Source organism: Streptomyces sp. NPDC032822 (assembly GCF_055578825.1).
This window is the reverse complement of the sequence record NZ_JBVIOL010000005.1, coordinates 135,844-152,055: the sequence shown is the minus strand read 5'-3', so window position 1 is coordinate 152,055 and position 16,212 is coordinate 135,844. Positions and strand designations below refer to the sequence as shown.

At 71.9% G+C, this 16,212-nt stretch carries 14 protein-coding genes and 3 pseudogenes; 7 read left to right on the top strand and 10 right to left on the bottom strand.

Translation table 11 applies throughout. The features are described from left to right. The 3 genes from pucL to ACZ5VD_RS16310 all read left to right on the top strand — a co-directional run bounded on the left by pucL (position 1) and on the right by ACZ5VD_RS16310 (position 4,044). The gene (gene pucL / locus ACZ5VD_RS16320; protein WP_468547984.1) at positions 1-927 is read left to right on the top strand and encodes a factor-independent urate hydroxylase; all 927 of its coding nucleotides are present in this window, start codon (positions 1-3) and stop codon (positions 925-927) included. Between the two features lie 100 nt (positions 928-1,027). Continuing rightward, entirely contained in the window at positions 1,028-2,407 is a 1,380-nt protein-coding gene (locus ACZ5VD_RS16315; protein ID WP_468547983.1) for an 8-oxoguanine deaminase, read from the top strand. A gap of 233 nt (positions 2,408-2,640) precedes the next feature. Beyond that, positions 2,641-4,044 carry a nucleobase:cation symporter-2 family protein gene (locus tag ACZ5VD_RS16310; protein WP_468547982.1) on the top strand — a complete coding sequence of 468 codons (1,404 nt, stop codon included), beginning with the start codon at positions 2,641-2,643 and terminating at the stop codon, positions 4,042-4,044. Between the two features lie 116 nt (positions 4,045-4,160). On the opposite strand, the pseudogene ACZ5VD_RS16305 reads toward ACZ5VD_RS16310, so the two are convergent. Beyond that, positions 4,161-4,217 (bottom strand): annotated as a pseudogene (locus ACZ5VD_RS16305) (hypothetical protein); the annotation flags it as partial. 122 nt (positions 4,218-4,339) lie between these two features. Then, positions 4,340-4,507: pseudogene (locus ACZ5VD_RS16300) on the bottom strand (chitosanase); the annotation flags it as partial. Between ACZ5VD_RS16300 and ACZ5VD_RS16295 the strand changes: the two are divergent. After that, a pseudogene (locus ACZ5VD_RS16295) lies at positions 4,439-4,776 on the top strand (winged helix-turn-helix transcriptional regulator); the annotation flags it as partial. The pseudogenes ACZ5VD_RS16300 and ACZ5VD_RS16295 overlap by 69 nt on opposite strands. Positions 4,777-4,827: 51 nt before the next feature. Here ACZ5VD_RS16295 and ACZ5VD_RS16290 read toward each other — a convergent pair. The 5 genes from ACZ5VD_RS16290 to ACZ5VD_RS16270 all read right to left on the bottom strand — a co-directional run bounded on the left by ACZ5VD_RS16290 (position 4,828) and on the right by ACZ5VD_RS16270 (position 8,518). Continuing rightward, positions 4,828-5,250: an acyl-CoA thioesterase gene (locus tag ACZ5VD_RS16290; RefSeq protein ID WP_468682544.1), complete on the bottom strand. Its 423-nt coding sequence runs from the start codon at positions 5,248-5,250 to the stop codon at positions 4,828-4,830. Between the two features lie 52 nt (positions 5,251-5,302). Next, complete coding sequence (locus tag ACZ5VD_RS16285) at positions 5,303-5,953, bottom strand: hypothetical protein (RefSeq protein ID WP_468547980.1); 651 nt, start codon at positions 5,951-5,953, stop codon at positions 5,303-5,305. 95 nt (positions 5,954-6,048) lie between these two features. After that, positions 6,049-6,648, bottom strand: coding sequence for a histidine phosphatase family protein (locus tag ACZ5VD_RS16280; RefSeq protein ID WP_468547979.1), 600 nt, complete (start codon positions 6,646-6,648; stop codon positions 6,049-6,051). 3 nt (positions 6,649-6,651) lie between these two features. Beyond that, positions 6,652-7,197: an HAD domain-containing protein gene (locus tag ACZ5VD_RS16275; RefSeq protein WP_468682543.1), complete on the bottom strand. Its 546-nt coding sequence runs from the start codon at positions 7,195-7,197 to the stop codon at positions 6,652-6,654. Between the two features lie 112 nt (positions 7,198-7,309). After that, positions 7,310-8,518: a pyridoxal phosphate-dependent aminotransferase gene (locus ACZ5VD_RS16270; RefSeq protein WP_468547977.1), complete on the bottom strand. Its 1,209-nt coding sequence runs from the start codon at positions 8,516-8,518 to the stop codon at positions 7,310-7,312. A gap of 86 nt (positions 8,519-8,604) precedes the next feature. Here ACZ5VD_RS16270 and ACZ5VD_RS16265 point away from each other — a divergent pair, with 86 nt between their 5' ends. After that, a complete protein-coding gene (locus ACZ5VD_RS16265; protein WP_468547976.1) occupies positions 8,605-9,231 on the top strand; it encodes a winged helix-turn-helix transcriptional regulator in 627 nt (208 codons plus the stop codon). Between the two features lie 61 nt (positions 9,232-9,292). On the opposite strand, the gene ACZ5VD_RS16260 is transcribed toward ACZ5VD_RS16265, so the two are convergent. The 3 genes from ACZ5VD_RS16260 to ACZ5VD_RS16250 are packed head-to-tail and all read right to left on the bottom strand — an operon-like array spanning position 9,293 to position 12,942. After that, the gene (locus tag ACZ5VD_RS16260; RefSeq protein WP_468547975.1) at positions 9,293-10,117 is read right to left on the bottom strand and encodes a hypothetical protein; all 825 of its coding nucleotides are present in this window, start codon (positions 10,115-10,117) and stop codon (positions 9,293-9,295) included. Further along, complete coding sequence (locus ACZ5VD_RS16255) at positions 10,117-11,385, bottom strand: VWA domain-containing protein (RefSeq protein ID WP_468547974.1); 1,269 nt, start codon at positions 11,383-11,385, stop codon at positions 10,117-10,119. The genes ACZ5VD_RS16260 and ACZ5VD_RS16255 overlap by 1 nt, the downstream gene beginning before the upstream one ends. 45 nt (positions 11,386-11,430) lie before the next feature. After that, entirely contained in the window at positions 11,431-12,942 is a 1,512-nt protein-coding gene (locus ACZ5VD_RS16250; RefSeq protein WP_468547973.1) for an IucA/IucC family protein, read from the bottom strand. Between the two features lie 128 nt (positions 12,943-13,070). On the opposite strand from ACZ5VD_RS16250, the gene ACZ5VD_RS16245 reads away from it, so the two are divergent. Together ACZ5VD_RS16245 and ACZ5VD_RS16240 are read left to right on the top strand one after the other, a co-directional pair. After that, positions 13,071-14,591 (top strand): IucA/IucC family protein, encoded by a 1,521-nt coding sequence (locus ACZ5VD_RS16245; protein ID WP_468547972.1) that lies wholly within the window; start codon positions 13,071-13,073, stop codon positions 14,589-14,591. Positions 14,592-14,732: 141 nt separating this feature from the next. Continuing rightward, positions 14,733-16,208 carry a condensation domain-containing protein gene (locus ACZ5VD_RS16240; RefSeq protein ID WP_468547971.1) on the top strand — a complete coding sequence of 492 codons (1,476 nt, stop codon included), beginning with the start codon at positions 14,733-14,735 and terminating at the stop codon, positions 16,206-16,208. Positions 16,209-16,212: the final 4 nt, after the last annotated feature.

Here is a 16,212-nt window from a genome sequence, read left to right as displayed (position 1 = left end):
ATGACTGTCCATTCCCGCCCTGACCGCCCCGCCCGCCCTGTGGTCCTGGGACAGAACCAGTACGGCAAGGCCGAGAACCGAGTCGTCAAGATCACGCGGGACGGCGCCACCCACCACATCAAGGACCTGAACGTCTCCGTGTCGCTCAGCGGCGACATGGACGAGGTCCACCTCTCCGGCTCGAACGCCAACGTCCTGCCGACCGACACCACCAAGAACACGGTGTACGCGTTCGCCAAGGAGCACGGCATCGAGTCCGCCGAACAGTTCGGCATCCATCTCGCCCGGCACTTCGTCACGAGCCAGGAGCCGATCAGGACCGCCCGGATCCGCATCGAGGAGTACGCCTGGGAGCGCACGACGGGCGGCCACTCCTTCGTCCGCAAGGGCCAGGAGACCCGGCTCACCCAGATCACGTACGACGGCCGGAGCTGGGAGGTCGTCTCCGGGCTCAAGGACCTGACGGTCCTCAACTCGACGAACTCCGAGTTCTGGGGCTACGTCAAGGACAAGTACACGACGCTGCCCGAGGCGTACGACCGCATCCTGGCGACCGAGGTGTCCGGGCGCTGGCGCTTCAACTGGACCGACGACGCACAGGAGATGCCCGCCTGGGAGGAGTCGTACGAGCAGGTCAGGTCGCATCTGTTGCAGGCCTTCGCCGAGACGTACTCGCTCTCGCTCCAGCAGAGCCTCTACCAGATGGGCTCGCGCATCATCGAGCACCGTGACGAGATCGACGAGGTCCGCTTCTCGCTCCCGAACAAGCACCACTTCCTCGTGGACCTGGAGCCGTTCGGGCTGAAGAACGCCACCGAGGACGGCGCCGTGTACCTCGCCGCCGACCGGCCCTACGGCCTGATCGAGGCGACCATTCTGAGGGACGGCTGCGAGCCGAGGATCCCGGTGGACCTCACCAACCTCTGACCACCTCCCTTCGCGGCACCCGTGGCCCGCCCGGGCGGGCCACGGCACTCAAATCCCAGGGTCCTGCCGTGCCCACTCCACCCAGTGAAAGGGACGAACCATGGCAGCAGACCGGCGCATCGTCATCGAGAACTGTTCGATCGCGACCGTCGACGCCCACGACACCGAGTACGCGAGCGGACACGTCGTCGTCGCCGGCAACCGCATCGAGTCGCTCGGCGCGGGCCGGGCCCCCGAGGGCCTGGAGAACGTCGACCGCCGTATCGACGCCACCGGCCACCTGGTGACCCCGGGCCTGGTCAACACCCATCACCACTACTACCAGTGGATCACCCGGGGCCTGGCCACCGACCACAACCTCTTCGACTGGCTGGTCGCGCTGTACCCGACCTGGGCGCGCATCGACGAGCCGATGGTCCGCGCCGCCGCGCAGGGCTCCCTCGCCATGATGGCCCGCGGTGGCGTGACCACCGCGATGGACCACCACTACGTCTTCCCGAAGGGCTCCGGCGACCTGTCCGGCGCGATCATCGGGACGGCGCGGGAGATGGGCGTCCGCTTCACCCTCGCCCGCGGCTCCATGGACCGCAGCGAGAAGGACGGCGGCCTGCCGCCGGACTTCGCCGTCGAGACCCTGGAGGGTGCCCTCGCCGCGACCGAGGAGACCGTACGGCAGCACCACGACCCCTCCTTCGACGCGATGACCCAGGTGGCCGTGGCCCCCTGCTCGCCGTTCTCCGTCTCCACCGAACTGCTCAGGCAGGGCGCCGAGTTGGCCCGCCGGCTCGGTGTGCGCCTGCACACCCACGGCTCGGAGACCGTGGAGGAGGAGCAGTTCTGCAAGGAACTGTTCGGCATGGGACCCACCGACTACTTCGAGTCCACCGGCTGGCTCGGCGAGGACGTGTGGATGGCGCACTGCGTCCACATGAACGACTCCGACATCGCCGCCTTCGCCCGGACCAGGACCGGCGTCGCCCACTGCCCGTCCTCCAACGCCCGGCTGGCCGCCGGGATCGCCCGGGTCCCCGACATGCTCGCCGCCGGCGTACCGGTCGGCCTCGGCGTCGACGGCACCGCCTCCAACGAGTCCGGCGAACTCCACACCGAACTGCGCAACGCCCTCCTCGTCAACCGCCTCGGCGCCCACCGCGAGGCCGCCCTGAACGCCCGTCAAGCCCTGCGCCTGGGAACGTACGGCGGTGCCCAAGTCCTCGGCCGCAGCGCCGAGATCGGCTCCCTGGAGCCCGGCAAGCTCGCCGACCTGGTGCTGTGGAACCTCGACACGCTGGCCCACGCCTCGATCGCCGACCCGGTGACCGCGCTGGTCCTCGGCGCGGCGGCCCCGGTCACGGCCTCCTTCGTGAACGGCCGGCAGATCGTCGAGAACAACCGGCTGCTCACCGTCGACGAGGACGCGATCGCCCGCTCCACGCGGCAGGAGGCCCGGCGCCTGGCGCGGATCGCCGCGCAGGGCTGACCGGTCCAAGATCTCCGGTCGAGGGGGACGGCCCTCGACCGGTGGCCGCGGCCGGGGCGTGCACGGACGTGCGCGCCCCGGAACGGCCCTTGCCCACCCCTGGGCCCACCCCCTTGCCCACTCCTGCGTTCATCCTTCTTTGTCCGTTTTCGTCCCCCCGGTCCCGCACGACCGCGCACCACCTCCTGAAACCCACGTCAGAGCCGACGTGTTACCCGCCCGGAGGAGCCGCCGTGACCGCCCAGCCCGAAACCCGGCCCGTCGCCGAACCCGCCGCCCATCCCGTCGACGAGAAACTTCCCGCACTCAAGATGGCCACCACGGGTCTGCAACACGTGGCCGCCATGTACGCGGGAGTCGTCGCCCCGCCCCTGATCGTCGGCGCGTCCATCGGCCTGACCGGCCCCGAACTCACCTTCCTCACCGGCGCCTGCCTCTTCACCGCGGGCCTCGCCACCTTCCTGCAGACCCTCGGCATCTGGAAGATCGGCGCCCGGCTGCCCTTCGTCAACGGTGTCACCTTCGCCGGTGTCGCGCCCATGACCGCGGTCGTCGCCTCCACCGACGACAAGTCCGACGCCCTGCCGATCATCTTCGGAGCGGTGATCGTCGCGGGCCTCCTCGGCTTCGTGGCCGCCCCCTTCTTCAGCAGGGCGGTCCGCTTCTTCCCGCCGGTCGTCACCGGCACGGTGATCACCCTCATCGGCATCTCCCTCCTGCCGGTCGCCTTCGGCTGGGCGCAGGGCCCGGACCCCACGGCGGCCGACTACGGTTCGACGACGTATCTGGGCCTGGCGGGCGCGACCCTGGTGATCGTGCTGCTCCTGCGCCGCTTCACCCGCGGCTTCGTCAAACAGATCGCCGTGCTGCTCGGCCTGGTCGTCGGCACCCTCGTCGCGATCCCCTTCGGCGTCACGGACTTCGGCCCGGTCGCGGACGCCGACGTGATCGGCTTCCCGACCCCGTTCCACTTCGGCGCACCGCAGTTCCAGGTCGCCGCGATCGTGTCGATGATCGTGGTGATGGTGGTCTCGATGACCGAATCCACCGCGGACATGCTGGCGTTGGGCGAGATCGTCGAGCGACCCGCCGACGAGAGGACCATCGCGGCGGGCCTGCGCGCCGACACCCTCGGCTCGGCGATCAGCCCGCTCTTCAACGGCTTCATGTGCAGCGCCTTCGCGCAGAACATCGGCCTGGTCGCCATGACCCGCATCCGCAGCCGGTACGTCGTCGCCACCGGCGGCGGCTTCCTCGTCCTGATGGGCCTGTGCCCGATGGCCGCCTCACTCATCGCCGTCGTACCGCGCCCGGTGCTCGGCGGGGCGGGCGTCGTCCTGTTCGGCTCGGTCGCGGCCAGCGGCATCCAGACCCTGGTCCGGGCCGGCCTCGACAAGGACAACAACGTCCTGATCGTGGCCGTCTCCCTCGCCGTCGGCATCGTTCCCATCACCGCGCCGGAGTTCTACCACTCCTTCCCGGAGACCGCGAAGATCGTCCTCGACTCCGGCATCTCCACCGGCTGCGTGGCCGCGGTCCTGCTCAACCTGGTCTTCAACCACCTCGGCAGGAACGGGGACGCCCAGGACGTGACACACCCGATGGAGGCGGGGGAGGAGATCGCCGCGGTGCGCTGAGCGCCCCTCCCGGCTGCCTGGCCGATCTCGTGACCGTCCCCGTACACCTGACACTTGAGCGGCGGATCCAGAGCGAGGTCGCCCTGCTCCAGGAACACCCGCTGGGGTGTCTCGACCCGGGTCATGTCACTGTGGGCGGCCTCCTGGAGCATCGCCCACACCCGTGCGTCCAGGAAGGCGTGCAGATTGGCCGTCTCGTCGCCGCCGTGCGCGGGCGCGTCCGCGGCGGCCCTCCCCGCGCCCGGGTGCGGACACCGCCGAGACCGACGGCGCCCGTGCCGGGGCCGTGCACGGCCGTCGCGTCGTAGGAGACGAACCGGCCGGGCGTGCCGAGGCCGTCCTGCCCGGCACGCTCGACGGCCGGGTCGCAGGAGCCCCGGTCGCGTTCGTCGCGCTGGGCCTTAAGGAAGGCAGGTCGGACCCGCCCGGCCGCAGGACCGCCGCGGCCGGTGCCGCCGCCCACCGGCCCATCCGGTTCACCGAGCCGGAGCGCGGCATCGAGGGCGTCGGTCGCCGCCTGCCGACGCTCACCCCGCGCGACCTGGAGCGCGACGGCCTCGTCACCCGGACCGCGCACCCCACGGTCCCGCCGAAGGCCGCGTACGAACTGACCCCGGCGGCCCGTGAGTCGCACGAAACCCTGCGACGGCCGACCGACGGGCCGAGCGCGACCGCGTCCGCAGCGCGGGGTCACGCGCCACCTGTGACGCGGAGCGGGACCCGGAGCCGGCCGACGCGAGGGCGGACGGACCGGAGCGGCACACGCTCACCGCCGCGGACGTCTCAGAGCCCGAACAGGCTCGGTTCCGACGCCAGTTCCTCGAAGTACTTCCGCGGGTCCGCCACCAGTTTGCGCTGCTTGAGGTCCATCAGTCCGCCGACCGCGGAGATCTCGGCCGCCACGGTGCCGTCGGTCTTGCGGATGGTCTGCTCGATGCGGAAGGTCTTGCCCTCGCCCCAGTCGAAGCCGCAGGTCACCTCGATGTCGTCGCCCGCGAGCAACTCCCGTCGGTAGCGGATCGTGGTCTCCAGGGAGACCGGGCCCACGCCCCTGCCCACCAGGCCGGCCTGACTGATTCCGGCGGCCCGGAGCAGTGACCAGCGGGCGTGCTCCGCGTAGTTGATGTACACGCTCTGGTTGAGGTGACCCTGCACGTCCGTCTCATACCCGCGGACGGTCACCGGGACGGAAAACGGTTCGGTCACGGCTGTCCCTTCTCGTCGTGGACGATCTGATCGACCGATCTTGGCATGTTCATCACGTCCGGCGCGGGGATGCCAGCAGATAACGGCCTCTCGTCCGCGGCTCGGTGTGCTCGCCGACCTGCCAGCCCGCCGCCTCCAGCGTGGCCGCGCAGGACCGCAGCAGCGTGGGGTCCGGCGCGTGCACGGCGACGGCCTCGGGCTGCGGGGTCGCCCGCACCCGGTAGCCCTCGGTGTCCCGTCCCGCCGGGGGATGGCCCGCCGCCTCCAGGGCGAGCGCGGCGGCCTGCACCAGATGCGCGCGCTCCCAGTCGCACGGCCGGTCCGTGACACCGTCCCGGCTGGTCATCCGACGCAACTCCAGCAGCCCCTGCCAGGCACTGTGCACCTCGCGGACGCGAGCGGGCCCGGTGGTCGCGGTGTCCGGCTCCGTGTCACCGCCGATGCGGGCGGCGAAGACACCGGTGGCCGGGGCGGCCTCCGAGGCGGGGCCGACCGGGGTGTCGACGGCGGCTTCCGGGGCCGTCTCCCGTATCCGGTGGCCCGCCGGCGTCAGGAAGTGGTCGTGCGGTGGTCGCGGATGCCGGAAGGCGAGCCCCCGCTTCACCAGTGCGGCGAGCTGCGCCTCCGTCCCCCTGAGCCGGCCGGTGACGGCTTCGGCCGTGTCGATGACACGCCGCTGCGCGGCGCTGGGCGGTCGGGTCACGGCGTGCTCCTCCCCGGTGGACGGCCTGCTCGAAGCGGGGCTGCGGCGATGCCGGGACGCGGTGCCCGGACTCGCCCGAAGACCCTGTTCGAACACTACGACCCGGGTCTGACATTCCACCCGGCGATCACCGGGCGCCCGTGCTCGGTGCCCAGCCGGCCCAGCGTCCCGGTCGCCAGCTGGAACAGCGCCCCGCCCGCCGCCGGCAGCCCCAGCCGCCGGGCCGTCAGGACCCGCAGGAAGTGGCCGTGCGCCACCAGGACCACGACCCCCTCGGTGTCGGCGAGCGCCGCGTCCACCTTGGCCAGCATCCGGTCGGCCCGCTCGCCCACCTGGTCCGGGCTCTCGCCGGGACGGTCGGGCGGCCCGGGCGTGACCCCGTCCGTGAACAGGAACCAGTCCGGCCGGGTGCGCTGGATCTCGACGGTGGTGATGCCCTCGTACCCGCCGTAGTCCCATTCGCGCAGGTCGGGGTCGATACGCAGATCGTGCAGCCCGATCAGTTCGGCGGTTTCCCGGGCCCGTTGCAGGGGGCTGACGAACACGGCTCCGATCCGGTGCGAGCGGATCAGCGGCGCCAGGCCCCGCGCCTCCTGCCGGCCGTGCTCGGTCAGCGGTACGTCGGTCCATCCGGTGTGCCGTCCGGAGCGCGACCACTCTGTCTCGCCGTGCCGGACCAGGAAGAGATCACCCATGGGTCACAGGCTACGAGCCCACCGCTCCAACTCCGCGAATTCGGGTTCGCGCAGCCCCTTGCGCGGGTCGACCCGCAGCAGCAGCGCCGCCCCGTCATGGTGTGCCTCGACATGCCGTACGTCGAGGTCGGTGACCATGTCGTCGCCCCATGCGAACGGCCGTCCCGCCGCCCACGCCACCACGTGCCGGGTCTTCCAGTACAGCCCGTCCGGGACGGTCGCGACCGGCTCCGGCCATTCGATGACCGGAAGATCACCCGGCAGCCCGATCACCGGCGCGATCATCTCGTTGGCCTGGTGCGTCCAGGTGGTCGCCCACGCCGGCTCGTACGGCAGCGTCAGCAGCCGCGCCCCGTGTCCGGGGTGCAGCCGCACCCGCAGTCCCCGCCGCAGCCGACGGGAGCCCGGCACCTGGCGGGCCGCCCAGTTCGACGGGTGCAGGCGCCGGCTCACATAGCCGCGGTGCCGCAGGAACCGGGCGCCGTACGGGTTCAGAGGGCCGTCGACGTCGAGGAGGAGCAGCGGTCGGTCGCTCGGTCGGTCGCTCATGGGGAGGGATTACCCGGCGACGCCCGGCAAGCCACCCCCGCGCCGAAGGTCCCCCTCGGGTCGACAGCCGCCCCTGTGTCCGACCGCCGGTTCCTCCGCCGACACCTGCCGCCTACTGCCGGTAGCCGCTGAGGAACCGCCCGATCCGTCCGATCGCCGCCTCCAGGTCGTCGGCGTGCGGGAGGGTGAGGATGCGGAAGTGGTCGGGGGCCGGCCAGTTGAAGCCCGTGCCCTGGACCACCTGGATCTTCTCCCGCAGCAGCAGGTCCAGGACGAACTTCTCGTCGTCGTGGATCTTGTGGACCTTGGGGTCCAGGCGCGGGAACGCGTACAGGGAGCCCTTCGGCTTCACACAGGACACCCCGGGGATCTCGTTGAGCTTCTCCCAGGCCACGGTGCGCTGTTCGTGCAGCCGGCCGCCGGGCGCGGTCAGCTCGTGGATGGACTGGCGGCCGGTGAGCGCGGCCTGGATGGCGTACTGGGCGGGCGCGTTGGCGCACAGCCGCATGGAGGCCAGCATGGTCAGGCCCTCCAGGTAGTTCTTGGCGTGCTGCTTGGGGCCGGTGACCACCAGCCAGCCCGAGCGGAAGCCGGCCACCCGGTACGTCTTCGACAGACCGCAGAAGGTCAGGACGACCAGGTCGGGGGCGAGCGCGGCGACCGAGTGGTGCACGGCGTCGTCGTAGAGGATCTGGTCGTAGATCTCGTCGGCGAAGACCATCAGGCCGTGCCGGCGGGCGAGGTCGAGGATGCCCTCGATGATCTCCTTCGGGTAGACGGCGCCGGTGGGGTTGTTCGGGTTGATGATGACCACGGCCTTGGTGCGGTCGGTGATCTTCGACGCCATGTCTTCCAGGTCCGGGTACCAGTCGGCCTGTTCGTCACAGAGGTAGTGGACGGCCTTGCCGCCCGCGAGGGTGGTGACGGCCGTCCAGAGGGGGAAGTCGGGGGCCGGGATGAGGATTTCGTCGCCGTCCTCGACCAGGGCCTGGACGGACATCGAGATCAGCTCGGAGATGCCGTTGCCGAGGAAGACGTCGTCGACGCCGACTTCGAGGCCCAGTGTCTGGTAGCGCCCCGCGACGGCCCGGCGGGCGGAGAGGATGCCGCGCGAGTCGGTGTAGCCGTGCGCCTGGGGCAGCATCCGGATCATGTCCTGGAGGATCTCCTCCGGCGCCTCGAAGCCGAACAGCGCGGGGTTGCCGGTGTTCAGCCGCAGCACGCTGTGGCCTGCCTCCTCCAGCGCGTCGGCGTGCTCGATGACCGGGCCGCGGATCTCGTAACAGACCTCGCTGAGCTTGCTCGACTGCCGGAACTCCATGCGCTTACGCCCCTCCGGTTGTGGTGGTACTTGGTTTTACCAAGTGTGAGCTTGGAAAGTCCAACAACATGTCTAGACTGCGTCGCATGTCACCGCGCCGAAGCTACGACCAGTACTGTTCCGCCGCCCGGGCACTCGATGTCGTCGGCGACCGCTGGACGCTCCTGATCGTCCGGGAGCTGCTGGGCGGTCCGCGCCGCTACACCGACCTGCACGCCGACCTGCCGGGCGTCAGCACGGACGTACTCGCCTCCCGGCTCAAGGACATGGAACGCGACGGACTGACGACCCGGCGTCGGCTGCCGCCGCCCGGCGCGGCGTACGTGTACGAACTGACCGGCCGCGGACGCGCGTTGCTGCCGGTCCTCCAGGCCCTTGGGGCATGGGGCATGCCCGAACTGGGCGAGCGGCGGCCCACCGACGCGGTGCGCGCCCACTGGTTCGCGCTGCCGCTGCTGCGGGCGATCGAGGGCGAGGGAACCGTCGAAGTCCGGCTGGAGGAAGGGGAGTTCCATCTCCACGTCGGCACCGAGGAGGGGCCCGTCTACGGCGACGGTCCCGCTCCCGTCGAGCCCGACGCCCGGCTCGCCCTGGACGCGGAGACGGGTGCGGCGGTCGCCCGCGGCGAGCTGAGCGTGACCGACGCGGTGCGGGACGGCCGGATCGAGGTGGCGGGCGAGGGCACCCTGGCGAAGGCGTTGCGGGACATGTGAGAGGCCCGCCGCACCGAGAGCGGGAACGATCCCCCGGCGCGACGGGCCTCCTGACGTACTGTCAGACCCCCGGCGGTACCCGTGACGGGCGGCCCCTCCCGCGGGTCAGCGTGTATCCGCCGACCCCCGCCAGCGCGGCCAGCACACCGCCGAGCGCGGTCCACGCCCACCGGTCGGACCACCAGCCGGAGGACCAGCCGTCGTCCGGCTCAAGGCTGGACAGGACGGCCGAGTCCGACGAATCGTCCTCGTCCTGCGTGGACCTGACCGCGACACCCGGTACCAGCGGCTCGGTCAGCGAGCCGTCCACCGCGGCCGAACCCCCGATGTCCTTGGAGTCGACCCGCACCTCCGTCCCGACGGGCAGGCCCAGGTCCGCCGTGGTGAGGTCCACGACCGTCAGCCGGACGTAGTACGTCCCGGGCAGCGGGTCGTTGGCCCACGGCTCCGACCAGGCGCGGACCGTGCGCAGCACGCAGGCCAGCTCCACGGAGGACGTGCCCGCCGCGGCGGTGCGCGACTGCGCCCCGTACTGGCAGGCCTGGCGGCGCCGCAGGCCGTCGTACACGTCGATCTGCCAGGTCTCGGCGGCGTGCGACTCAGGGAGCTTCACCGTCGCCTCGACGGTGGGGCGCTGCCCGGCGTCCGCGGGGAACGACCAGTACAGGTAGTCGCCCGCGGAGCCGTCCGCCGTGGCGGCCTGGCCCTGCTCGATCTCGGTCGCGGTACGGAAGGACGTGCCCGCCCGCGTCGGCGCCGAACCGTCCGGCGAGGCGCTCGGCGACGGCGTCGAGTCGGCCACGGCCGGGACGCCGGCCGCCCCGAGCACCAGCAGGGAGGCAAGGGAAGTGACGAAAGCGGCGCTCAACACGCTTGTGATCCGCATCAGTTGGTCCTCCAGACCGCGATCCGCAGACGCGACAGCCAGCCCCACAGCACACCGGCGAGGAAGCCGGTGAGGATCAGCGCCCCGAGCAGCCACCAGCCGCGCCCGAGGCCGAAGGAGGCCACGTCGCCCGCCGCCGAGGGCCCGTCCACGACGTCCACGGTCAGCTCCAGCGGCAGCCCCGGGGTGGTCTTCACCCCGGAGGCGACGGAGAAGGAGTTGGTGACCTGGAGGCAGACGGGCTCGGCCGCGTCCGTGGCCTCGTCGTCGTCGCTCTCCGCCTTGGGATAGCGCAGCCCCGTCGAGATCACATCGGTACGGCCGTCCCCCGAGGCCTCACCGCGCACGATCTCCCGGCCGTTGACCGTGACCGCCCGCAACAGCACCCCGTAGGAGGGGTTCACGGCCCGGTCGGCCCCCACGCTCAGCGAGGCCCGCAGCTCCTGGCCGGGCTCGACGTCCACCCGGTACCAGCGCTGACTGCCGAACTCCTCGCGGTCGGTGTACAGGCCGGACTTCAGCGTGGGCGCCTTCGCACACGCCTCGGCGCCCTCGGTGGCGACCGGCGTCACCACCGGATCGGCCGCCCGGTCCACCAACTGGTTGACGCGCTCGGTCAGTTCGTCGGTGTGCTCCACCGACGTGTACGTCCCGCCGGTCGCCTCCGCGATACAGCTCAACTGCTGCCGCATCTTGGCGTTGGGGACCAGGCCGAGGGTGTCGATGGTCAGGCCGATGCCCTTGGCGGCGATCTCCCGGGCGACCTCGCACGGGTCGAGCGGAGCGCAGGTGTCCTCGCCGTCGCTGATCAGCACGATGCGCTTGGAGCCGTCGCCGTCGAAGTCGCCGGCCGCCTTGAGGAGGGCGGGACCGATCGGCGTCCAGCCGGTGGGGGAGAGGGTCGCCACCGCGGTCTTGGCCTCGGTGCGGTCCAGCGGACCGACCGGATAGAGCTGCGCGGTGTCCTTGCAGCCCGTCTTCTGGTCGTCGCCCGGGTAGTTGGCGCCGAGGGTCCGGATGCCGAGCTCGACGTCCTCGGGCGTGGCGTCCAGCACCTCGTTGAACGCCTGCTTCGCCGCCGCCATCCGGGTGCCGCCGTCGATGTCCCGGGTCCGCATGGACCCGCTGACGTCGAGGACGAGGTCCACCTGGGGCGTGGCCTCGCCCGTGGGTTCACCGGCGTGGGCCGCGGCCGGGAGGACGATCCCGGCCGCCAGGGCGGCGAGCAGGGCGCACACTCCCGCCGCCAGCCGTTTACTTGTGATCATCGGCGGATCCTATTGACCAGGAGCGCCGCACTCCAAAACGACCGCTCACCGCAGGGGGTTGGGCAGTCCGGTCCACTGGTCCCCCGGCGTGCCCGGAGACAGCCGCATCAGCGTCAACGCCTTCGCGGGCAGCGGCTCTTCGAGCAGCGCCACGAGATCGGGCGTCCGCGGCAGATCCCGTACGGCCACCTCCAGCGCCCCCGCCAACGCCGCCCCCGACCCCGCCGTACCGGCCAGCGCCCCGGCCACCAGGGAGCCGAACAGCTTGCGGCGCAGGGTGGTTTCGTCGTCCGTGACGATCCGTCCGGTCAGCTCGGGGACCGCGATGCCGTGCCGGGCCAGCCGGGCCGGAGCGACCCGGATGTCCGCGAGGTCGCGGTAGACCAGCCGCAGCGGGGCGCCGGTCGACGACAGCACGACGAGGAGATTCTGGCCGTGCGCCTCCAGGGCCACGCCCAGGTCGAGCAGCCGCAGCCCCACGGTGAGGGCCAGTCGGGTGAACTCGGCCAGCCAGGCCGGGGATTCGGGCAGACCGGTGGTGGCGAGGGCGGCCACCGGCAGGACGCGCTCGCCGCGCCGTACGTCCGCGTACGTCTGCGGCGACTCGCGCCACACCGCCGCCAGGTCCGGCGAGCCGGCCGTGACCGCGCCCAGCGTGCGGGTGACGTGCAGCAGCCCGTCCAGGCGGGCCGCCAGGGCCTCCGCGAACGCCGACAGCGTCGCGGAGTGGGTGATCGAGTAGACGGAGATGTCCCGCACCGAAGAGGTCAGCCGGGCGCTCAGTGCGGTCTTGACGTGCGGCCCGTCCGGCCGGGCCAGCGTCCTGAGCGACATCAGCGGATGCGCGTCGAACCCGCTCTCGCAGCGGCGCTTGAGCACATGCTCCGCCTGCCACGGATGCACCGGCACCAACAGCCACGCCCCGTCCGGTGCTTCGTCCCGCAGCCCGGCCGGCCAGTCGCCCGTCACCAGGCACTCGTCGGCCGGCACCGGCAGCAGCCCCAGCCGCACGACCGGCCCGTGCTCGGGCCCGTAGGCCAGCTGCTCGGCCACCGAGAAGCCGGGCCGTGAACGGCAGTTGGGGTGGAACGGATGCCCGTCCACCACCCGCTGCTCCCACTCCCAGTCGTGCTCCGGCCACTCCTCGGCGGGAGCCGGCCGCCCGGCCCGCGACAGCGCCAACGAAGCGACACTGTGGCCCAGTTCGGTGGCGAAGTCCCCGCCGTGCGCTACGCCGAGGTCGGTCATCAGCCGGGCCGGATCGTCGTACACCGTCTCGTCGAGCCACACCTCGGTGACGTACCCGGCGGTGGCGTACGGATCCGGGTGCGGTCCGCGCACCCGGCGGCCGTCCGCGAGGCGCAGGGTGAGGCCCTGACGGCCGGATGAGCGGCCCACCAGCCACGGCAGCGGCTCACAGGCGAGCGCGCGCCACAGCCGGGTCAGCACGGCCGCCCGGGCACCGGGCAGTTCGGCCGTGTACCGGGGCACGAGGCCCGGGCGTACGACGGCCAGCTCGCCGGCGACCTCGGCCTCGGCGCTGAAGGGACGGTGCACGGGTGGGCTCCTCGGGTACGAAGCGGATGTCACGACAGGTGGTGACGACAGACATACTGATCGTCAGGTGGCGACGGCGGACGTACTGATCGTCTCCGCCCGAACGGACCGTGGACCGTGGAGAACGAGTGGAACGCGTGGATCTCATCCCCCCGCCCGCCGACGACGCCGCACCGCGGGGCGACGTGGCGGACCTCGCCGACGCCTACGCGGCGGCACCCCTCCTCAACTGCCTGCTGCGGGAGGTGGCCGAACACCTGCCGCCCGCCGGTGCGCACCGGGTGCACAGCGAGTACCGGCTGCCGAGCGGCCGACTGCTGCGCGTGCGCGGGGAACGGCGGCCGGCCGGCCCCGAGGTGCGCACGGCGAGCGGCTGGCAGCCCGTCCGCCACCCGGAACTCGTGAAACTGGTCGCCGAGGAACTGGTCCGGCACACCGGCCTGTCCAACCACGAACTGCCCGCCGAGATGATCGACAGCCGGGACGCGGTCGCCGCGCTGCTCACCGCCCGCACCCGGGCCACGGCACCCGAGGACCCGTACCTGCTCTCCGAGCAGTCCCTCATCACCGGCCACCCCCACCACCCGGCGCCCAAGGCCCGCGGCGGCGGCCCGGTCGCCGACTGGCTGCCCTACGCCCCCGAGGCGCACGCCCGCTTCCCGCTGACCCTGCTCGGACTGCGCGCGGACACGGTCGCCGAGGAGGGCGACACCGCGGCCCTCGACCCGCTCGGCGAGGCCCCGCCCGGCTACCGGCTGCTGCCCGCGCACCCCTGGCAGCTCGACCTCGCCGCCCGCGAACTCGCCCCCGCCTTCGCCGACGGCCGTCTGATCCACCTGGGCACCACCGCCTTCGAGGCCTGGCCCACGGCCGCGATCCGCACGCTGTACCTGCCCGCACACGACCTCTTCCTGAAGTTCAGTCTCGACGTGCGCATCACCAACGACATCCGTCGGCTGTGGCGCCACGACCTGCTGAGGCTGCGCCGCACCGACACGGCGGTCGTCCAGGCGTTCGAGACCGGCCCCGCGGCCTGGCTCGGCGACCACGGCTACCGCACCGCGGACTTCGCCTTCGAGGAACTCGCCGTCCTGGTCCGCGACGGACTGCGCGACCGACTGGTGCCCGGCGCGACCCCGCTGCTCGCCGCCGGCCTCGTGGAAGGCTTCCCCGGCAGCCCGCTCGACACCGCCCCGGATCCGGTGGCGTGGTGGGAGGCCTACCTCGCCCAGGTCGTGCCCCCGGTCCTGACGGCCTTCGCCGACCACGGCGTCGTACTCGAAGCACATCTGCAGAACACGCTGGTCGCCGTCGACGCCGACGGGACGCCCGTGCAGGCGCTGTTCCGGGACGCCGAGGGCGTGAGGCTGCTGCCGGACGTGACCCGGGCGGACGGCTGGGAACGGCTCGTGTACTGCCTGGTCGTCAACCACCTCTGCGAGATCGCCGCGGCCCTCGCCGAACGCCGGCCGGGCCTCGACCCCTGGCCCGCCGTCCGCCGCGAACTGTCCCGGCACGACCTCCCCGAGATCGCCGCCCTGCTCGCCGCACCCACCCTGCCCGGCAAGACCAACCTCCTGCTGCGCTGGACCGGCGCGGACGGCGCCGACGCCCGCTACCTGCCGCTGCCCAATCCACTGGCCGGATGAGCGCCGGTGCCCAGGAGCTCTCCTCGATCCCTCCTTGATCCCCCTTCGCGGAGCGCACCGGGAGGCCCGAGGTCGCCACCTGTTCGGCGCACGGTCGTTACCCGTCCGGAGAGTCGTTCTTCGTCGGCGGGAGAGTTCAGCATGAGGCAGTTCCCCTTGGAGACGCTCGACCTGGCGCCCGGGCGCTTGGTCGAGTGGCGGTTGCGACGGACGGGGGAGCGGGCCGGCGGCGGCGCCGACGGGCCGCTCAAGAAGGCCTCGTTCAACCAGGACAAGCACTTCACCGTGGCCGAGAAGGGCCGCCGGGCGGACGATCTGTTCCAGTCCTGGCTCGCCGTCACCTTCGAGGTGTCCGGCACCCTCGACCGGGAGGCACTGGAATCGGCGCTGCTGCACTTCGCCCGGCGGCACGAGGTACTGCGGTGCGAATTCCGGCGCCTGGCCGGAGAGTTGACGTGCGAGCCGCTGGGGCCGCGGGACATCGGCCTGGCGGCGGTCGACATGGGCGAGTTCGACTGTGCGGACGAGCTCCGGACCTACCTGGCGGACAGCTTCAAGGAGCGGATCGACACGCTCTCCTGGCCGCTGTTCCTGATGGGCGCGGTGGTCCGGGAGGACTCCTCGACGGTGTACCTCGCCTTCGACCACATCGTGTGCGACGGCATGTCGATGCCGAACGTCGTCAGCGACGTCCAGGCCGCCTACGCCGCCCACGCGGCCGGCGACGCGGTCGAACTCCCCGCCGCCGGAAGCTATCTGGACTTCGCGAAGGAACAGCGCCGGCGCTATCTGTCGATCAGCGAGTCCGACAGCCGGCTGGACTACTGGAAGTCCTTCATCGCGCGCAACGGCGAGTTCTTCCCCAGATTCCCCCTCGATCTCGGTATCGAGCCGGGACGCACCTACCCCACGGTGAACGAGGCGGACCCGCTCCTCGACGCCCGGCAGACCGCGGAGCTGGAGAGCCGGTGCCGCGCTGCCGGCGGGAAGGCGTTCATGGGGGTGCTGGCCGCGGTCGCGATCTCCCTCCGGGAGACCGGCGGCCCCGGCGTCTACCGCGGGCTGATGCCCGTCAGCGAGCGCGGCCAGGGCGACTGGCGGCACTCGATGGGCTGGTTCGTCAACACGATGCCCATCGAGTTCTCCGTGACGGCGGAAGAGAGCTTCGCCGAGGTGATGGCCAACGTGCGGACCGGCTTCACGGACATGCTGCGCAGCATCGACGTGCCGTTCGTCAGGGTGTGGGAGCTGCTGGCCCCGGCCGACTTCGCCCGGCTCACCTGGCCGTTCCCGGTGAACTTCTTCTCCTACGCCGACATGAGGAAGGTCCCCGGAGCCGAGCACCACGAGGGCTGGCGGCCCACGACGCACGTCTGGGCGTCACGCACCAACGGCACCTCCTCCTGGTTCCAGCGGGACACCTCCGGCCTCCACATGAACTCGATCTACGCCGACACCCCACAGGCCCGCCGCACCATGACGGAACTCCGGCGGACGCTCCAGCGGGTGCTGCTGGAGATCTCCCGTTCCGGCACGATCCCGGTCCAGCGGGGCGAAGCGAGGGCGTCCCACGTCCACGACGGCCGACTGTCACCCTCGGTTACTATGCTCACTTGATGAC

Coding starts and splice junctions, on each gene's coding strand:
- ACZ5VD_RS16265 (WP_468547976.1), top strand. CDS start 8,605: ATGTCACCGCGCCGAAGCTACGACCAGTACTGTTCCGCCGCCCGGGCA.
- ACZ5VD_RS16280 (WP_468547979.1), bottom strand. CDS start 6,648: ATGGGTGATCTCTTCCTGGTCCGGCACGGCGAGACAGAGTGGTCGCGC.
- pucL (WP_468547984.1), top strand. CDS start 1: ATGACTGTCCATTCCCGCCCTGACCGCCCCGCCCGCCCTGTGGTCCTG.
- ACZ5VD_RS16270 (WP_468547977.1), bottom strand. CDS start 8,518: ATGGAGTTCCGGCAGTCGAGCAAGCTCAGCGAGGTCTGTTACGAGATC.
- ACZ5VD_RS16315 (WP_468547983.1), top strand. CDS start 1,028: ATGGCAGCAGACCGGCGCATCGTCATCGAGAACTGTTCGATCGCGACC.
- ACZ5VD_RS16240 (WP_468547971.1), top strand. CDS start 14,733: ATGAGGCAGTTCCCCTTGGAGACGCTCGACCTGGCGCCCGGGCGCTTG.
- ACZ5VD_RS16255 (WP_468547974.1), bottom strand. CDS start 11,385: ATGATCACAAGTAAACGGCTGGCGGCGGGAGTGTGCGCCCTGCTCGCC.
- ACZ5VD_RS16260 (WP_468547975.1), bottom strand. CDS start 10,117: ATGCGGATCACAAGCGTGTTGAGCGCCGCTTTCGTCACTTCCCTTGCC.
- ACZ5VD_RS16275 (WP_468682543.1), bottom strand. CDS start 7,197: ATGAGCGACCGACCGAGCGACCGACCGCTGCTCCTCCTCGACGTCGAC.